Origin of the sequence: Streptomyces sp. NPDC001532, from assembly GCF_040298625.1 — a bacterium.
Classification (GTDB): domain Bacteria; phylum Actinomycetota; class Actinomycetes; order Streptomycetales; family Streptomycetaceae; genus Streptomyces.
Window position 1 is genome coordinate 48,323 of sequence record NZ_JBEPAL010000039.1, and the last position, 15,886, is coordinate 64,208.

At 69.4% G+C, this 15,886-nt stretch carries 13 protein-coding genes; 4 read left to right on the plus strand and 9 right to left on the minus strand.

The window, feature by feature from the left end; all coding sequences use genetic code 11:
• Window positions 1-45: 45 nt before the first annotated feature.
• Both ABT232_RS29320 and ABT232_RS29325 read left to right on the plus strand, forming a co-directional pair.
• On the plus strand, window positions 46-1,080 hold the full coding sequence (locus ABT232_RS29320) for an ABC transporter ATP-binding protein (protein WP_351845290.1): 1,035 nt from the start codon (window positions 46-48) through the stop codon (window positions 1,078-1,080).
• 26 nt (window positions 1,081-1,106) lie between these two features.
• Window positions 1,107-2,156 (plus strand): ABC transporter ATP-binding protein, encoded by a 1,050-nt coding sequence (locus ABT232_RS29325; RefSeq protein WP_351845292.1) that lies wholly within the window; start codon window positions 1,107-1,109, stop codon window positions 2,154-2,156.
• 135 nt (window positions 2,157-2,291) lie between these two features.
• On the opposite strand, the gene ABT232_RS29330 is transcribed toward ABT232_RS29325, so the two are convergent.
• The 9 genes from ABT232_RS29330 to ABT232_RS29370 all read right to left on the minus strand — a co-directional run bounded on the left by ABT232_RS29330 (window position 2,292) and on the right by ABT232_RS29370 (window position 14,448).
• Window positions 2,292-2,795 carry a DinB family protein gene (locus ABT232_RS29330; RefSeq protein WP_351845294.1) on the minus strand — a complete coding sequence of 168 codons (504 nt, stop codon included), beginning with the start codon at window positions 2,793-2,795 and terminating at the stop codon, window positions 2,292-2,294.
• A gap of 38 nt (window positions 2,796-2,833) precedes the next feature.
• Window positions 2,834-3,238, minus strand: coding sequence for a VOC family protein (locus tag ABT232_RS29335; protein ID WP_351845296.1), 405 nt, complete (start codon window positions 3,236-3,238; stop codon window positions 2,834-2,836).
• Window positions 3,239-3,261: 23 nt separating this feature from the next.
• Window positions 3,262-4,389, minus strand: coding sequence for an ABC transporter ATP-binding protein (locus ABT232_RS29340; protein WP_351845298.1), 1,128 nt, complete (start codon window positions 4,387-4,389; stop codon window positions 3,262-3,264).
• A gap of 12 nt (window positions 4,390-4,401) precedes the next feature.
• Complete coding sequence (locus tag ABT232_RS29345; RefSeq protein ID WP_351845300.1) at window positions 4,402-5,463, minus strand: ABC transporter ATP-binding protein; 1,062 nt, start codon at window positions 5,461-5,463, stop codon at window positions 4,402-4,404.
• 10 nt (window positions 5,464-5,473) lie between these two features.
• A complete protein-coding gene (locus ABT232_RS29350; protein WP_351845302.1) occupies window positions 5,474-6,454 on the minus strand; it encodes an ABC transporter permease in 981 nt (326 codons plus the stop codon).
• A gap of 95 nt (window positions 6,455-6,549) precedes the next feature.
• Window positions 6,550-8,364 (minus strand): ABC transporter substrate-binding protein, encoded by a 1,815-nt coding sequence (locus ABT232_RS29355; RefSeq protein ID WP_351845304.1) that lies wholly within the window; start codon window positions 8,362-8,364, stop codon window positions 6,550-6,552.
• Between the two features lie 56 nt (window positions 8,365-8,420).
• Window positions 8,421-9,455: an ABC transporter permease gene (locus ABT232_RS29360; RefSeq protein ID WP_351845306.1), complete on the minus strand. Its 1,035-nt coding sequence runs from the start codon at window positions 9,453-9,455 to the stop codon at window positions 8,421-8,423.
• 707 nt (window positions 9,456-10,162) lie between these two features.
• Window positions 10,163-12,070 (minus strand): translational GTPase TypA, encoded by a 1,908-nt coding sequence (gene typA / locus ABT232_RS29365; RefSeq protein WP_351845308.1) that lies wholly within the window; start codon window positions 12,068-12,070, stop codon window positions 10,163-10,165.
• Between the two features lie 122 nt (window positions 12,071-12,192).
• On the minus strand, window positions 12,193-14,448 hold the full coding sequence (locus ABT232_RS29370; RefSeq protein ID WP_351845310.1) for an ABC transporter family substrate-binding protein: 2,256 nt from the start codon (window positions 14,446-14,448) through the stop codon (window positions 12,193-12,195).
• Between the two features lie 287 nt (window positions 14,449-14,735).
• On the opposite strand from ABT232_RS29370, the gene ABT232_RS29375 reads away from it, so the two are divergent.
• Together ABT232_RS29375 and sdhC are read left to right on the plus strand one after the other, a co-directional pair.
• Window positions 14,736-15,026 carry an Rv0250c family protein gene (locus ABT232_RS29375; RefSeq protein WP_351845312.1) on the plus strand — a complete coding sequence of 97 codons (291 nt, stop codon included), beginning with the start codon at window positions 14,736-14,738 and terminating at the stop codon, window positions 15,024-15,026.
• Between the two features lie 26 nt (window positions 15,027-15,052).
• The gene (gene sdhC / locus ABT232_RS29380; RefSeq protein ID WP_351845314.1) at window positions 15,053-15,886 is read left to right on the plus strand and encodes a succinate dehydrogenase subunit SdhC; all 834 of its coding nucleotides are present in this window, start codon (window positions 15,053-15,055) and stop codon (window positions 15,884-15,886) included.

The following is a 15,886-nucleotide window of genomic DNA, read 5'->3' on the forward strand; positions in this document are numbered from 1 at the left end:
TCCCCACCAGCTAGCCCCGGCATCACCCCCCTCAGGAGCGTCCCCGTGACGAGCACAGACCAGCAGCCCTTCCTGTCCGTCAGGGACCTGAAGGTCCACTTCTCCACCGAAGACGGCGTCGTCAAGGCCGTCGACGGTCTCTCCTTCGACCTGGCGAAGGGAAAGACGCTCGGCATCGTGGGCGAGTCGGGCTCCGGCAAGTCCGTGACCAACCTGGCGATCCTGGGCCTGCACGACCGCCGGCGCACCAGCCTCGACGGGGAGATCCTGCTCGACGGCCAGGAGCTGCTGACGGCGTCCGAGCGCGAGCTGGAGAAGCTGCGCGGCAACAAGATGTCGATGATCTTCCAGGACGCGCTGGCCTCGCTGTCGCCGTACCACACCATCGGCACGCAGATCGGTGAGACGTACCGCAAGCACACCGGCGCCTCCAAGAAGGAGGCCCGGGCGCGGGCGATCGAGATGCTGCGCCGGGTCGGCATCCCGCAGCCGGACATCCGGGTGGACGACTACCCGCACCAGTTCTCCGGCGGTATGCGCCAGCGCGCGATGATCGCCATGGCGCTGGTCTGCGACCCGGAGCTGCTGATCGCGGACGAGCCGACCACCGCGCTCGACGTGACCGTGCAGGCGCAGATCATGGACCTGCTCAAGGACCTCCAGCAGGAGTTCGGCACCGCGATCATCTTCATCACCCACGACCTGGGCGTGATCGCGGACATCGCCGACGACGTGCTGGTGATGTACGGCGGCCGGTGTGTGGAGCGCGGCACCAAGAAGGAGGTGCTGCGCAGCCCGCAGCACCCCTACACCTGGGGTCTGCTCAGCTCCATGCCGAGCCTGGACGGCCCGGTCGACGTGCCGCTGAACCCGATCCCGGGTTCGCCGCCGTCGCTGCTCAACCCACCGTCCGGCTGCCGCTTCCACCCGCGGTGCGCGTTCGCGGAGAAGGTCCCGGGCGACCGGTGCTCGACCGAGCGGCCGGTCCTCGACGTGGTGGACGGGCGCGGATCCGCCTGCCACCTGACCGCCGAGCAGCGCGCCGACCTCCTCGCCGACCTCGCCGCGACCCGGCACTGACGTACAAGAGACGGGATTTCACGATCATGAGCAACACGAACCCCCTCCTGGACGTCAAGGGCCTGACCAAGCACTTCCCGGTGATGGGCGGCTTCCCGTTCAAGCGGAAGATCGGCGCCGTGCAGGCCGTGGACGGCCTCGACTTCCAGGTCGGCGAGGGCGAGAGCCTCGGTCTGGTGGGCGAGTCGGGCTGCGGCAAGTCGACGACCGGCCGGCTGATCACCCGGCTGCTGGAGCCGACGGCCGGCACGATCTCGTACCGGGGCCAGGACATCACGCACGCGGGCCGCAAGGGGCTGGCGCCGGTCCGCTCCGAGATCCAGATGATCTTCCAGGACCCGTACGCCTCGCTCAACCCACGGCAGACGGTCGGCAAGATCATCTCCGGTCCGATGGAGATCAACGGCATCGACCCGGCCGGCGGCCGGGAGAAGCGCGTGCGCGAGCTGCTGGAGATCGTCGGCCTCAACCCCGAGCACTACAACCGCTTCCCGCACGAGTTCTCCGGCGGCCAGCGCCAGCGCATCGGTGTGGCCCGCGCGCTCGCCCTGGAGCCGAAGCTGATCGTGGCCGACGAGCCGGTCTCCGCGCTGGACGTCTCCATCCAGGCGCAGGTCGTCAACCTGCTCCAGCAGCTCCAGCGGGACATGGGCATCGCGTTCGTCTTCATCGCCCACGACCTCGCCGTCGTCCGGCACTTCTCGCAGCGCGTGGCGGTCATGTACCTCGGTAAGATCGTGGAGATCGCCGACCGCGACGACCTGTACGGCAACCCGCGGCACCCGTACACCCGGGCGCTGCTGTCCGCCGTACCGGAAGCCACGGTCGACGACGACGGTCCGGCTCGTGAGCGCATCCGCCTCACCGGTGACGTGCCGTCTCCGATCAACCCGCCGTCGGGTTGCCGCTTCCGCACGCGCTGCTGGAAGGCGACCGACAAGTGCGCGTCGGAGGCGCCGCCGCTGGTGCAGGTGGAGGGCAACAAGCCCGGCCATCTGACCGCCTGCCACTACCCCGAGACGGAGGGAACCGTTCCGGCACCCCGTCTGTCCAAGGACCCCCAGGCAGCGGCCTGACAACACCCCTTTTCCGTCAGCCGCCGCCACGGAACGGACCTTCACCGGCCCATTGACCCGAGCCCGCGAACGTCCGCTTCCCGGGGCAGAAGGCCCGCGCCTCCCCAGGCGCGGGCCTTCGCCGTACGGGCGGGCTCAGACGCCGGTCGTGCCGTCGACCAGCTCCCGGAGGATGTCCAGGTGGCCGTTGTGGCGGGCGGTCTCCTCGATCAGGTGGAGCAGGATCCAGCGCAGGTCCACATGGCGGCCGTCGCTGATGGTGCCCTTCGCCCGGGCGTCCAGGTCGTGGGCGGCGACCAGTTCGCGGTAGCGGGCGGACTGCTCGGCGTACTCGCGCAGCACGTCCTCCAGCGGCATGTCCACCGCGATGCGCATCTCCCGGTCCGGGTCCTCCTCGGTCCACGGGCCGTCGTCCTCCTCGCCGAGGAAGACCACCTGGAACCACCAGTACTCCACCCACCGCAGATGGTTGACCAGCCCGGACAGGGTCATCAGCGGCGAGCCGGGCAGCGGGGCCCGGCGGGCGTTCTCGGCGGAGACGCCCTCGCACTTGGCGCGGGCGGTGTCACGGGCGTAGTCGAGGAAGGTGGTCAGCTGGGTGCGCTCGTCCCAGGCGGGAGGCGTGTCGGTACGTGTCATCGCAGGGAGCATGACGGGACATGTGTGCGACTGTCGAGTCAATTAGCCGAAGCCGTGGCGGACTTCGCCACCAGCTCCACCTCGAACCCGTCCGCGTTCTCCAGATAGGCCGCGCAGTGCCCCGGACCGCCCGCGTACGGGTACCGCTCGGGGAACAGCGGCGTCCACCCGTGCGCCACCGCCTCCTCGACCAGCGCGTCGAGCGCGGCCCGGTTGCCCGGCACATGGAAGGCGAGGTGGTTCAGGCCCGGCCGCATCCGGTCGTGGCGGTCGCCGCGCAGGGCCGGCGACCGCTCGACGACGAGGTACGTCTGTGCCAGCCGCCAGCTCCGCCCGGCCGGCCACTCCTGGTACGGCGCCCAGCCCAGCCGCTCCAGCAGCCAGCCGAGCGAGCCGGCCGCCCGGTCCAGGTCCGGCACCCACAGCTCCACGTGATGCAGCACGCGCCGATCCTGTCAGACGCCCCCTAGGGGGTGTCGTGCCCCTCCTCCAGCGCCGCCAGCGCCGGGTCCAGCACGATGTCCTCGGCGCGGGCCTCGGTCGTGGGGTCCTCGGGGAAGTGGCAGGCCGTCAGGTGTCCTTCGTGGTTGCCGGAGATCCGGACCAGCGGCGGCTCCTCGGCGGCGCACTTGTCCTGCGCCTTCCAGCAGCGGGTGCGGAACCGGCAGCCGGACGGTGGCGAGATCGGTGACGGCACGTCACCGGCGAGCCGGATCCGCTCGCGCGGCCCCGCCGAGCCGCCCGCCACGGTCACCTCGGGCACCGCGGAGAGCAGGGCGTGGGTGTAGGGGTGGCGGGGCCGGGTGTAGATGGACTCGCGGTCGCCGACCTCGATGACCTTGCCGAGGTACATGACGGCGACGCGCTGCGAGAAGTGCCGTACGACGGCCAGGTCGTGGGCGATGAACAGGAACGCGATGCCGAGGTCGCGCTGCACCTGCTGGAGCAGGTTGACGACCTGCGCCTGGATGGAGACGTCCAGCGCGGAGACCGGCTCGTCGGCCACGATCAGCTTGGGTTCGAGCGCGAGGGCGCGGGCCACGCCGATGCGCTGGCGCTGGCCTCCGGAGAACTCGTGCGGGAAGCGGTTGTAGTGCTCGGGGTTGAGGCCGACGATCTCCAGCAGCTCGCGCACGCGCTTCTCCCGGCCGCCGGCCGGGTCGATCCCGTTGACCTCCATCGGACCGGAGATGATCTTGCCGACCGTCTGCCGCGGGTTCAGCGACGAGTACGGGTCCTGGAAGATCATCTGGATCTCGGAGCGGATCGGCGCCAGCTGCTTGCGCGTGGCATGGGTGATGTCCTGGCCCCGGTACGAGATCGTGCCGGCCGTCGGCTCCATCAGCCGGGTGATCAGCCGGCCGGTCGTCGACTTGCCGCAGCCCGACTCCCCCACCAGACCGAAGCTCTCCCCGACCCGGACGGTCAGGTCGATGCCGTCCACCGCCTGCACCTGGCCGATCGTGCGCCGGACCGGGAAGCCGCCCTTGACCGGGAAGTGCTTGGTCAGGCCCTGCACCACCAGCAGGGGATCGCCGTCGGCGCCGGTTCCGGCCGCCTCGCGCGGGGCTGGGAGGACGAGATCCTCTTTCATGACGTGCTCCTCCTAGCCCAGTCGGGGCTTGATCTCTTCGATGAAGATGGTCCGCTTCTGCTCCGCCGTGAGATGACAGGCGGAGGCCCGGTCCGGCGCCAGCGACGGGCGTTCGCCGACGCAGCGGCCGCCGCCGACCCGGTCCTGGAAGGTGCAGCGCGGATGGAAGCGGCACCCGGAGGGCGGGGTGAGCAGGCTGGGCGGGCTGCCGGGGATGGGCGCGAGCGGGGTGGAGACGTCCGAGTCCAGCCGCGGCATCGAGTTCAACAGGCCCCAGGTGTACGGGTGCTGGGGTGCGCGCAGCACCTCCTCGGTGCTGCCGCGCTCCACCGCGCTGCCCGCGTACATCACCATGATGTCGTCGGCCATGTCGGCGATGACACCGAGGTCGTGGGTGATGAAGATGATCGCCGAGCCGAACTCCTGCTGGAGGTCCTTCAGCAGGTCGAGGATCTGCGCCTGCACGGTCACGTCCAGCGCGGTGGTCGGCTCGTCGGCGATCAGCAGATCGGGGTCGCAGACCAGCGCCATGGCGATCATCGCGCGCTGGCGCATACCGCCGGAGAACTGGTGCGGATAGTCCTTGGCCCGCTGCTGGGGGTTGGGGATGCCGACCTTGCCGAGCATCTGCACGGCCCGGTCCCAGGCCTCCTTCTTGGAGGCGCCGGTGTGCTTGCGGTACGGCTCGGCGATCTGCCGGCCGACCGTGTAGTACGGGGAGAGCGCGGTCAGCGGGTCCTGGAAGATCATGGCGACCTTGTTGCCGCGCAGCTTCTCCAGCTCGGACTCGCGGGCGGTGGTCAGCTCCTTGCCGTCCAGCAGGATCTCGCCCTCGACGGTGGTGAACATCGGGTTGTGCAGGCCGAGGACGGTCAGGTTGGTGACGGACTTCCCGGAGCCCGATTCGCCGACGATGCCCAGGGTCCGGCCGCGCTCCAGGTCGAAGGAGAGTCCGTCGACGGCGCGGACGATCCCGTCCTCGGTCCGGAAGCTGACGTGCAGGTCCCGTACCGAGAGGAAGGCGTCCCCGGCGGCCGGGCGCGGGGCACCGGCTTCCTTGGTCAGAGTGGTCACGACAGTGCTCCTAGGACAGCCGGACGCGCGGGTCGATGAAGGCGTAGGCGGCGTCGACGACGATGTTGAACAGCAGGATCATCGATGCCGAGAAGAGCATCACGCCGAGCAGCAGCGGCAGGTCGCTGAAGGAGACCGCCTCCACCGCGAGCCGGCCGAGCCCCGGCAGGCCGAAGGTGAACTCGGTGATGATGGCGCCGCCGAGCAGCGAGCCCATGTCGATGCCGAAGATGGTGACGATCGGGATCAGCGAGCCGCGCCAGGCGTAGCGGAAGAAGACGTACCGCCGGGACATGCCCTTGGCGCGCGCGGTGCGCACATGGTCCTCCTGGAGCTGTTCGATCATCGCCGAGCGGGCCATACGCGTGTACTGCGCGGCGAAGATCGTCGACAGGATCACCCAGGGGATGATCAGTCCGCCGAACCAGGCCAAGGGGTCCTGGGTGAACTCGTTGTAGGCCGGCTTGTCGAACAGCTGCATCTGGTAGACGAGGATCGCCAGCGCCAGCGGGCCGAGGAAGTAGATCTGCATGGAGCTGACGACCATCGCGGTGGCCGTGGCCGTCTTGTCGACGAGGGTGCCGCGCCGCCAGGCGGCGAGCAGGCCGGTGCCCAGACCGAAGACGAGGAAGCAGACGGCTCCGCCGATGGTGAGCGAGATGGTGATGGGCAGGCGGTCGATCAGGGTGTCCCAGACGGCTTCACCGGTGTGGAAGGAGTAGCCGAAGCAGGGCGCGGGGCAGGGGCCCTGCATGAACTCGTCGCTGCCCAGGACCAGGTTGTGCAGGAACAGCCAGTACTGCTCCGGGATCGACTTGTCGAGGCCGAGCACGTGTTGGATGTTCTCCAGGTTGGCCGGCGTGCACGACTTGCCGCAGATCAGCAACGCCGGATCGCGTGGCATCCCGAAGAAGATCAGGAACGTCACGATGCTCAGCAGGAAGAGGATGACGGCGGCGCCGAGGGCGCGGCGGACGAGGAAGCGCAGCATGGCAGGGGCAGCTCTCAGACGTCAGCGGGCCGGGCGGTACCCGGTGCCCGGCCGCGCGGTCGCGGCCGGGGCACCGGGCACCGGTGGGGCGGGGATTACTTGACGTACAGACGGCGCGGGTCGACACCGCTGATGACGTCGTCGTAGACGAGTCCGCCGATCTTGGAGCCGGCGATCTGGGTCTGCTTGTAGTACGCGGTCGGGACGACGTTGACGACGTCCTTGACGATGTACTCGTTGAGCTTGCCCCACTCGGCCGAGGCCTTGACCGGGTCGGTGATCTTGCTGATCCGGTCGATCTCGCTGTTGATCTTCGGGTCGTTGATCTGCGAGTAGTTCTGCGCGCCCTCGGCGATCGCGCGGCCGTCGTACAGCGGCGGGATCACGGTCGAGGCGGACGGCCAGTCGGCGCCCCACGCGGTGTGGAAGATGTCGAAGTTGTTGTCCAGCTTGCTGACCTGGTCGTAGAAGGTCTCGGCCGGGATCTCCTGGCGCTGGACGTCGAAGCCGGCCTTCTCCAGGCCCGCCGCCATGGCGGTGGAGTACTGCTGGCCCTCGGGGGTGTTGATGTAGCCGAAGGTCAGCTTCATGCCGACCTTGCCGGCCTCCTCCAGCAGCTTCTTGGCCTTCTCCGGGTCACCGGCGGGCTTCTTCTTCTTGCCCCACGGGTCGAAGGAGGCGTCGTAGCCGGCGACGGTCGGGCTGAGGATGCCGCCGGCGACCTCCATGGCGTCGGTGCCGCCGTAGGCGCGGACGAACGGCGTGACCGGCAGCGCGTAGGCGATGGCCTGCCGGATCTTGATGTCCTTCAGCTCCGGGTGGGCCTGGTTGATGTTCACCTGGCCGACGTACGGCTGGTAACCGGAGACCGTGCGGTCCTTCAGGCTCGCGTCGTTCAGGACCTTGGAGAGGTTGCCCGCGTCGACGCTGTTGCTGAAGCTGACGGCGGTCTTGTCACTGCCGCTGTCGGCGAGCATCGCCTTGGTGGACTGCTCGTACTGGTTGTTGAAGGTGATGTTGAACTGGTCGACGTACTGGTGGCGCAGCGGGTCCGTCTTGGCGTCCCAGTTCTCGTTGCGCACCAGCGTCATCGACTTGCCGGACTTGAACTCCTTGATCTTGTACGGTCCGGCCGCCACCGGGTCCTTGTCGTACTTGGTCTTGGTGTCGCCCTTCTCCGAGACGATGGCGTAGCCGGCCATGGCCAGGGCGTACGGCAGGTCCGGGCGGGCGGTCTTGAACTTGAAGACGATCGTCTTGTCGTCCGGCGTCTGAAGCAGGCTGTCCGGGAGGTGCTTGCCCTCATAGGGGCCGTCCGGCAGCAGCTTGCGGTAGTCGGCGCCCGGCGTGTCGGCCAGCCACTGCTGGAGGTAGGGCGGGCCCTGGTTGATGAAGGGCGCGAAGAGGCGCTCGACGCTGTGACGGACGTCCTTGGACGTGATCGGGGAGCCGTCCTCCCACTTGATGCCGTCCTTCAGCGTGAACTTCCAGGTCTTGCCGCCGTCCGAGGTGGTCCCGGAGTCGGTGGCGAGGTCGCCGACGACCTCGTGCTTCTTGCCGTCGTTGCTGGTGGCCTTGTAGCCGGTGAGACCGCGGTGCAGCAGCTGGGAGACCGCCATCTCGTCCTGGACGTAGATCTGGCCCGGGTCGAGGTGGGCGTAGCTGTCGCGGGCCAGCACCGAGATGGTGCCGCCGGTCTTGGCGCCCGGCACCTCGGGCGCGGGACCCTGGGAGTCCTTCTCGTCGCCGAAGTCGATGGAGCCCTGCTGGCGCTGGGCGTTCTGCTCCTGCTCCTTGTCCTTGCCGTTGCCGCCGGTCTTGCTGCCGCCCTCGCTGCAACCGGTGAGCACGAGAGCTCCGGCCGCGAGCACCGAGATTGCGGCGTATGTGTGGCGTCCGCCCCTACTCATCACTCAGATTCCACCCATCTGTATTGCACCAGTTGCACCAGTTGCATATGGAATGGTCAGCGCGCCGTCTTGGGATCGAAGGCGTCCCTGACCGAGTCCCCGAGCAGGTTGAAAGCCACGATGAAGATGATCATCGAGACGCCGGGGAAGAACATGTACGTGATGTCGTTCTGCATCACGAGTTCGGTGGACGCCTTGGAGAACATCTGTCCCCAGTCCGGCGTCGGTTCGACGATGCCCACGCCCAGGAAGGACAGACCGGCCTCGGCCGTCACGAAGTTGGGCAGCAGGTAAGTGGCCTGGACGAGGATCGGGGTGACCACGTTCGGCAGGATCTCCTTGCGGATGATCCGCCACGGCGAGGCCCCGCTGACCTTCGCGGCCTCCACGAACTCCCGTTCTCGCAGGGCGAGTGTGGTGCCTCTGAGGATCCGTCCGAGGCTCATCCAGCCCAGGAACCACTGGACGATGATCAGCGCCAGCACCCGCACATAGGTCGGCGTCTCGTCCCGCGGGCTGACGAAGAGCGCGACCACCACCGGCATGGTGGCGATGAAGAACAGCTGCGCCGGGAAGGCGAGCAGGAAGTCGATGACCCGGCTGATCCAGTAGTCGGTCTTGCCGCCGAGGTAGCCGGCGGTGATGCCGAGCAGGATGCCGGTCAGCACCACCGTGACGGTCACCGCGACGGAGATCATCAGCGAGGTGCGGATGCCGTAGAGCAGCTTGGTGAAGACGTCGTAGCCGTTGCCGGGCTCCAGACCGAACCAGAACTCGGCGCTGATCCCGCCGTTGGGCTGCACCGGCACACCCGCGCTGTCGAAGAGCTCGGGCCGCTCGTCGGCGTAGACGGTGTACGGGTCCTTGCCGTAGAGGTTCGCGATCACCGGTGCGAGCAGGGCGATCAGGAAGTAGAAGCCGACGACGCAGGCCGAGATCACGCCCGTGCGGTCACGCTTGAAGCGGAGCCACATCAACTGGCCGGGTGAGCGGCCTTCGAGCTTGGTGTCCTCGGCTTTCTTCGCCGGTCCGGGGTCGCCGTCGGTGACGGCCGATGTTCCGCCGCCCTCAAGGTCGATAGGACTTGTCACAGTTCGCCCATTTCACAGGTGTGGGTGTGCCGAACCGCCGCCCCGGCCGCGGGGCGCGGATGCGATTCGGTTCATGAAGAGGCGTCAGGGCACCCTGAACAGACGGGAATCCGCCTGAACAGACGAGAATCCGCAGCCGGACGCGCGTAGTCGGGCGGCAGCGGCGGACCCCCGGCCGGGGCTCAGCCCAGACAGGCGTACGCCGGATCCTGATGACCCGGGGCCTGCGTGCCGGTCTTCGATGCCGTGACCCACCTGGCGTGAGTGACACCGCGCATGGGACTCCTCCTCATGACTCCACGTGTTCACCAACAGGAGGGGGCGCTCGTCTGATCCTCCGACACCCCTGACGGAGGGCCAGACACCCCCTGGTGCTCGTGAGTCGGCGCTGTCCCCACAGCGCGAGACCCATTGACCCGAGCGCTACGCGGCTAACTATCTGCCATGAGCCAACTACCGACCACCGTTCTTAAATCTCAATTCAGTCACAGCTGGCTCGTAGATCTTCCAAAATCTGGACAAAGTGTTCGGGCGAAGAAGGCCGCGAAACGGACGTGTTACATGGCTATCGGGCGGCGATCTCCGCCTTTCGGACAGCGGAGGGGTGCGTCGGCGGGAAAAAACGGGTTGAAAAAAGCCCGGGCGCCCCCGACTTGGGGGCGCCCGGGCCTCGGATGCCTCAGGCGGGCCGGTGAACCGGCCCTGGATCAGCCGTGCTTGGCGCGGCTCGCGGCGCGGGCGCGCTCACGGGCGTCCAGGTTCACCTTGCGGATGCGAACGGCCTCCGGGGTGACCTCGACGCACTCGTCGTCGCGGCAGAACTCCAGCGACTGCTCCAGGGAGAGCTTGCGCGGCGGGACGATCGCCTCGAACGAGTCGGCCGACGACGACCGCATGTTCGTGAGCTTCTTCTCCTTGGTGATGTTGACGTCCATGTCGTCGGAGCGGCTGTTCTCGCCGACGATCATGCCCTCGTACACCTCGGTGCCCGGCTCCACGAAGAGCACGCCGCGCTCCTGGAGGTTCGTCATCGCGAACGCGGTGACGGCACCGGCGCGGTCGGCGACCAGCGAACCGTTGTTACGGGTCTGGAGCGTGCCGAACCAGGGCTCGAAGCCCTCGTGGATGGAGTGGCCGATGCCGGTGCCGCGGGTCTGGGTCAGGAACTCCGTCCGGAAACCGATCAGACCGCGGGAGGGGACGACGAACTCCATGCGGACCCAGCCGGAGCCGTGGTTCGACATGTTGTCCATCCGGCCCTTGCGGACGCCCATGAGCTGCGTGACCGCGCCCATGTGCTCCTCGGGGACGTCGATCGTCATGCGCTCGACGGGCTCGTACGTCTTGCCGTCGACCTCCTTGGTGACGACCTGGGGCTTGCCGATGGTCAGCTCGAAGCCCTCGCGGCGCATCTGCTCGACCAGGATGGCGAGCGCCAGCTCACCACGGCCCTGGACCTCCCAGGCGTCCGGGCGCTCGGTGTCCAGGACGCGGAGGCTGACGTTACCGATCAGCTCGCGGTCCAGACGGTCCTTGACCTGGCGGGCGGTGACCTTGCGGTCCTTCACGGCCGCCTTCGCGTCGGCGCCCTTGCCGGTGCCGCCGCGGCCGACCAGCGGGGAGGTGTTGGTGCCGATGACCATGGAGATCGCGGGCTCGTCGACCGTGATCAGGGGCAGCGCGATCGGGTTCTCGGGGTCGGCGAGGGTCTCGCCGATCATGATGTCCGGGATACCGGCGACGGCGCAGATGTCACCGGGGCGGGCCACCTCGGCCGGCTTGCGGGTCAGCGCCTCCGTCATCATCAGCTCGGAGATGCGCACGTTGCTGATGGAGCCGTCACGCTTGATCCACGCGACCGTCTGGCCCTTGCGCAGCTCGCCCTGCTCGACGCGGAGCAGCGCGATACGGCCGAGGAAGTTGTCGGCGTCCAGGTTGGTGACGTGGGCCTGGAGCGGGGCGTCCTCGTCGTAGGTCGGGGCCGGGATGTGCTCCAGGATCGTGGAGAAGAACGGCTCCAGGCTGGTGGAGTCCGCCGGGACCGTGCCGTTCTCCGGCTTGGTCAGCGAGGCGATGCCGTCACGGCCGCAGGCGTAGACGATCGGGAACTCGATCTGCTCCTCGTCCGCGTCCAGGTCGAGGAAGAGGTCGTAGGTCTCGTTGACGACCTCGTCGATGCGCGAGTCGGGGCGGTCCGTCTTGTTGATGCACAGGATGACGGGCAGCCGCTGCTGGAGCGCCTTGCGGAGCACGAAGCGGGTCTGCGGCAGCGGACCCTCGGAGGCGTCCACGAGCAGGACGACACCGTCGACCATCGACAGACCGCGCTCGACCTCGCCGCCGAAGTCGGCGTGACCGGGGGTGTCGATGATGTTGATGGTGATGACGTCCCCCCCGTCCTTCGGGTGGTACTTCACCGCCGTGTTCTTGGCCAGGATCGTGATGCCCTTCTCACGCTCCAGGTCGTTCGAGTCCATCATGCGGTCGTCGACGCCTTCGAGCTGGTGGGCGGCGAAGGCACCGGCCTGCTTCAGCATGCCGTCGACGATGGTGGTCTTGCCGTGGTCGACGTGGGCGACGATGGCGACGTTGCGGATGTCGTGGCGCGTGGCCATATTGCGGCGTTCTCCCGGAGTGTGAGGACGGCCAGGTCACTGCGCTGGCCTTCGCCGGGCTGGTGACGCCTCGGCCTTTACTCCATGGTACGGGGCGGCCGGGCATGCGGGCTCGCCGGGCACTAGGCGGACGGGCCGGGCGCCGCCTGCGCGCCCTTCCTCAGGAAGCCCATGTCCTCGTAGACGGGGGTCTGGAAGCCGAAGGCGCCCGCGTTGGCCAGGTTCTTCCGGGCGGCCGTGAGCTGGGGTCGCTGGTACAGCGGGATGGACCCGGCGGCGGCCCAGATCCGGGCGTCGGCCTTGCGGATCAGGGAGCGGGACTCGGACTCGTCCAGGGTCGAGATCGCCTGGTCGAACAGCTGGTCCACCTGGTCGGTGCCGACCCGGGTGTAGTTCTGCTCGACGGAGAGCGAGCCGTCGGCGGCCGGGACCGGCTTGGCGTAGATCGGCCGGGCGTCGGTGGCCGGGAAGGCGGAGGCGGGCCACGAGTAGAGCGCGAGGTCGTACTCGCCGGAGGCGATGTGGTCCTTGAAGTAGCTCTCGTCGGAGACCTTGGTCGTCTCGGTGCGGATGCCGACCCGGTCGAGCATGCGGGTGACGCGGTCCGCGACCGTGCGCAGGGGCTCCGAGCCGGGCCCGGACGGAAGCACGAAGCGCAGCACCAGCGGACGGCCGTCCTTGGCCAGCACACCGGTCCGGGTGCCCGCCGGGGCGGCGGTGCCCTTCGGGGCGTACGCGCCGGGCGCGCCGCCCTGCCGCAGGTGCTGCTTGCCGTCCTGGGCGAGGTGGCGGGAGGCCGCCCGGCCCTCCTCGCCGCGGTCGCCGCCGGCCTGGGAGCCGCCTTCCCCGTCGCTGTCCGAGGAGTCGTCGCCGGAGGAGTCATGGCCAGAGGAGTCGTGGCCGGAGGAGTCGTGGCCGGAGTCGCTGCCGGAGGCGCGGCCGGACGACTCGCGGGCGGCGCCGGGCTTGTCGTCCTCACCGACGATGTACACCCCGTCGTCGTCGCCGGACCCGCCGTCGCCGTCCTTGTCCGCGCGCGTCCGCTCGCCCTCGGCGCCGGCCGCCTCCTCGCCCTGCTCGGTCTCCTTCAGCGGTCCGCCGCGCACCCAGCCGGCGTCCGCGAGCAGCGCCTGCGCCGCGGCGGTGTCCTGGTCGCCGAGCGCGTCGCTGTTGTCGGCGTAGGCGGCCTGGCCGGAGAGCGCGAGGTGGCTGCCGACGGGGTCGGCGGGCAGGCCCAGCGGCTTGAGGACCGCCTCGGCCAGTTCCCCGCGGTCCAGGGCGCGGGCGACGGCCCGGCGCACCCGCTCGTCGGCGAGCGGTCCGCCGGAGCCGTTGAGGGCGAGCTGGGTGTAGGCGGGCTCCAGGGACTTGCGGACCTCGAAGTCGCGCAGCGCCTCCTGCCGCCGGCCGACCCCGGCGGGCGCCCGGCGCTCGCCGCGCCCGGCGCCGGGCTTCTCGTCGCCGGCGCCCCGGGACGGGCCGGCGGAGGTGGCCCTCGGACCGGCGGCGACGGCGATACGGCGGGCCGCGTCGGGGTCGACCTCGGCCAGGTCGATCTTCCCGGCGGCCAGCGCGGCGGCCCGCTCGTCGCGGGGCACGGCGCGCAGCACGATCTTGGAGAGCTTGGCGGGGCTGCCCCACCAGCGCGGGTTGCGGGCGAGGGTGACCTCGTCGTCCGTGCGGTCGACCTTCTGCACGGTGAACGGCCCGGCGGTGATCTTCAGCTTCTTGCGGGCACCGTCGTTGAAGGAGTCCGGCGTGCCCATGACCTCCTTCGGGTACAGCGGCGAGAACAGCGACCGCCAGTCGGCGTAGGTCCGGGCGAAGGTGACCCGGACCTCCAGGTCGTTGTCGCCGCGCTCGATCCGCTCGATGCGGTCGTACCCGGCGTTGCGGGCGGTCCAGTAGGCGCTGTCCTTGCCGGACAGGGCACGCCACTGGGCGGCGAAGTCGGCGGCGCCGATCTCCCGGCCGTCGCTCCAGACGGCCTGCTGGTTGAGCTTGTAGAGGACGACCTGCTTGGGCTCGGTCTCGACGACCTCGGCGGACTCCAGGTAGTCGGGGTTGCGCTGGGCGCGCCCGTTCGCGTCCATCCGGTACATCGACGGCAGCACGGCCTGGGCCACCCGGGTGGTGGTGGCGTCGGCGTCCGCCTGGAAGGTGTTCAGGGTCTCGGGCACGGCGTCGACGGCCCAGCGCAGGCTGCCCCCGTCGGCCACCTGGCCGCGCCCGGCCGGGGCGATGTCCTGCCCGGCCAGCGGCTTGCCGGCGGGGTCCGGGGAGGAGCAGCCGGCGAGGGTGGACACGGCGAGCGTGCCCGCGGCGAGGAAGGCGACCGAGCGCAGGACCGAGCGGGCTGTGACGCCGTCGTGGGACATCTCTGGTTACCTCCGGGGGCCGCGGGCGTTACGCTCACTTTTGGCGGTATATGGAGCTGATCACATCTATGCGGCCACTGAAGAGGAAAGGGTTCGGCAACGGGCGGCGACACGGCGGCGAACGCCGGGAAGCCCACCCATGCGGCGCAACGCACCACGGGATGCACCCACGCGCCTCGGCCAATCGGTGCACATCCCTTCCCACCGACAGGTGTGACGCGCAACACTCGCAGGCGCATGAACGTTGCCGCCCACGGCCGCACGGCCGACGGAAGTGAGGTCACGTCATGTCCGTGCACGATGAACTGACGGCAGTCCAGCGGTGCCTCGACGACCTGAACAGGTCCGTGAGCCGCCTGGAGCAGCAGATGGGCGGCGCCGGGATCGACATCCGCCGGGTCCGCGCCGACTGCGAGCACCTGCGCGCGAGCGTCGCGCTGCTGCGCGAGGCGGCCTCCGGCCAGATCTCCACCCGGCGGCCGGAACTCGTCACCATCTCCGACACCCCGTACGACGTCGCCCTGTGGACGGACTCGGACGACGAGGGTCTCGGCGCCCGCGACCGCCGCGCTCCCTGAGCCACCCCAGCCGACCGGAGTCAGCCTTGGCCACTGGTACGGAACCTCCGACGACACAACCCCCTCCACCCGGCGGCGTCCGGTCCGCGCCCCGCGCCGCGATCGCCGCCGCGCACCTGCGGACCGACCGCTGGTGGCTGGCGCCGGCCGCCACCGCCGCCGGGCTGCTCGCCTTCGTCGTCTACTCGACCTGGCGGGCCTTCTCGGGCGCCGACTACTACGCGGCGCCGTACGTGTCGCCGTTCTACTCGCCCTGCCTCGCGGAGAACTGCGAGCCGATGAAGGGCGGCCCGAACTGGGAGATCTTCGGCAGCTGGTGGGGCCTCTCACCGGCGATCCTGATCCTGATCTTCCCGCTCGGCTTCCGCCTGACCTGCTACTACTACCGCAAGGCGTACTACCGGGCCTTCTGGGCGTCCCCGCCGGCCTGCGCGGTCGCCGAGCCGCACCGCGCGTACACCGGTGAGACCCGCTTCCCGCTGATCCTCCAGAACGTCCACCGCTACTTCTTCTACGCGGCGCTCCCGGTCGCGGGCATCCTCACCTACGACACCGTGCTCGCCTTCCGCGACGAGCACTACGCCTGGGGCCACATGGGTCTGGGCACCCTGGTCTTCCTGGTCAACATCGTGCTGATCTGGGCGTACACCCTGTCCTGCCACTCCTGCCGGCACATCGTCGGCGGCAAGCTCAGACACTTCTCCCGGCATCCGGTGCGCTACCGGATGTGGCGGTTCGTGGGCCGGCTCAACGCCCGGCACATGCTGCTCGCCTGGACGTCGCTGGCGAGCGTGGCGCTCGCGGACCTCTACGTCTACCTCCTCGCCTCCGGAGTCTTCGACGATCCGAGGTTCTTCTAG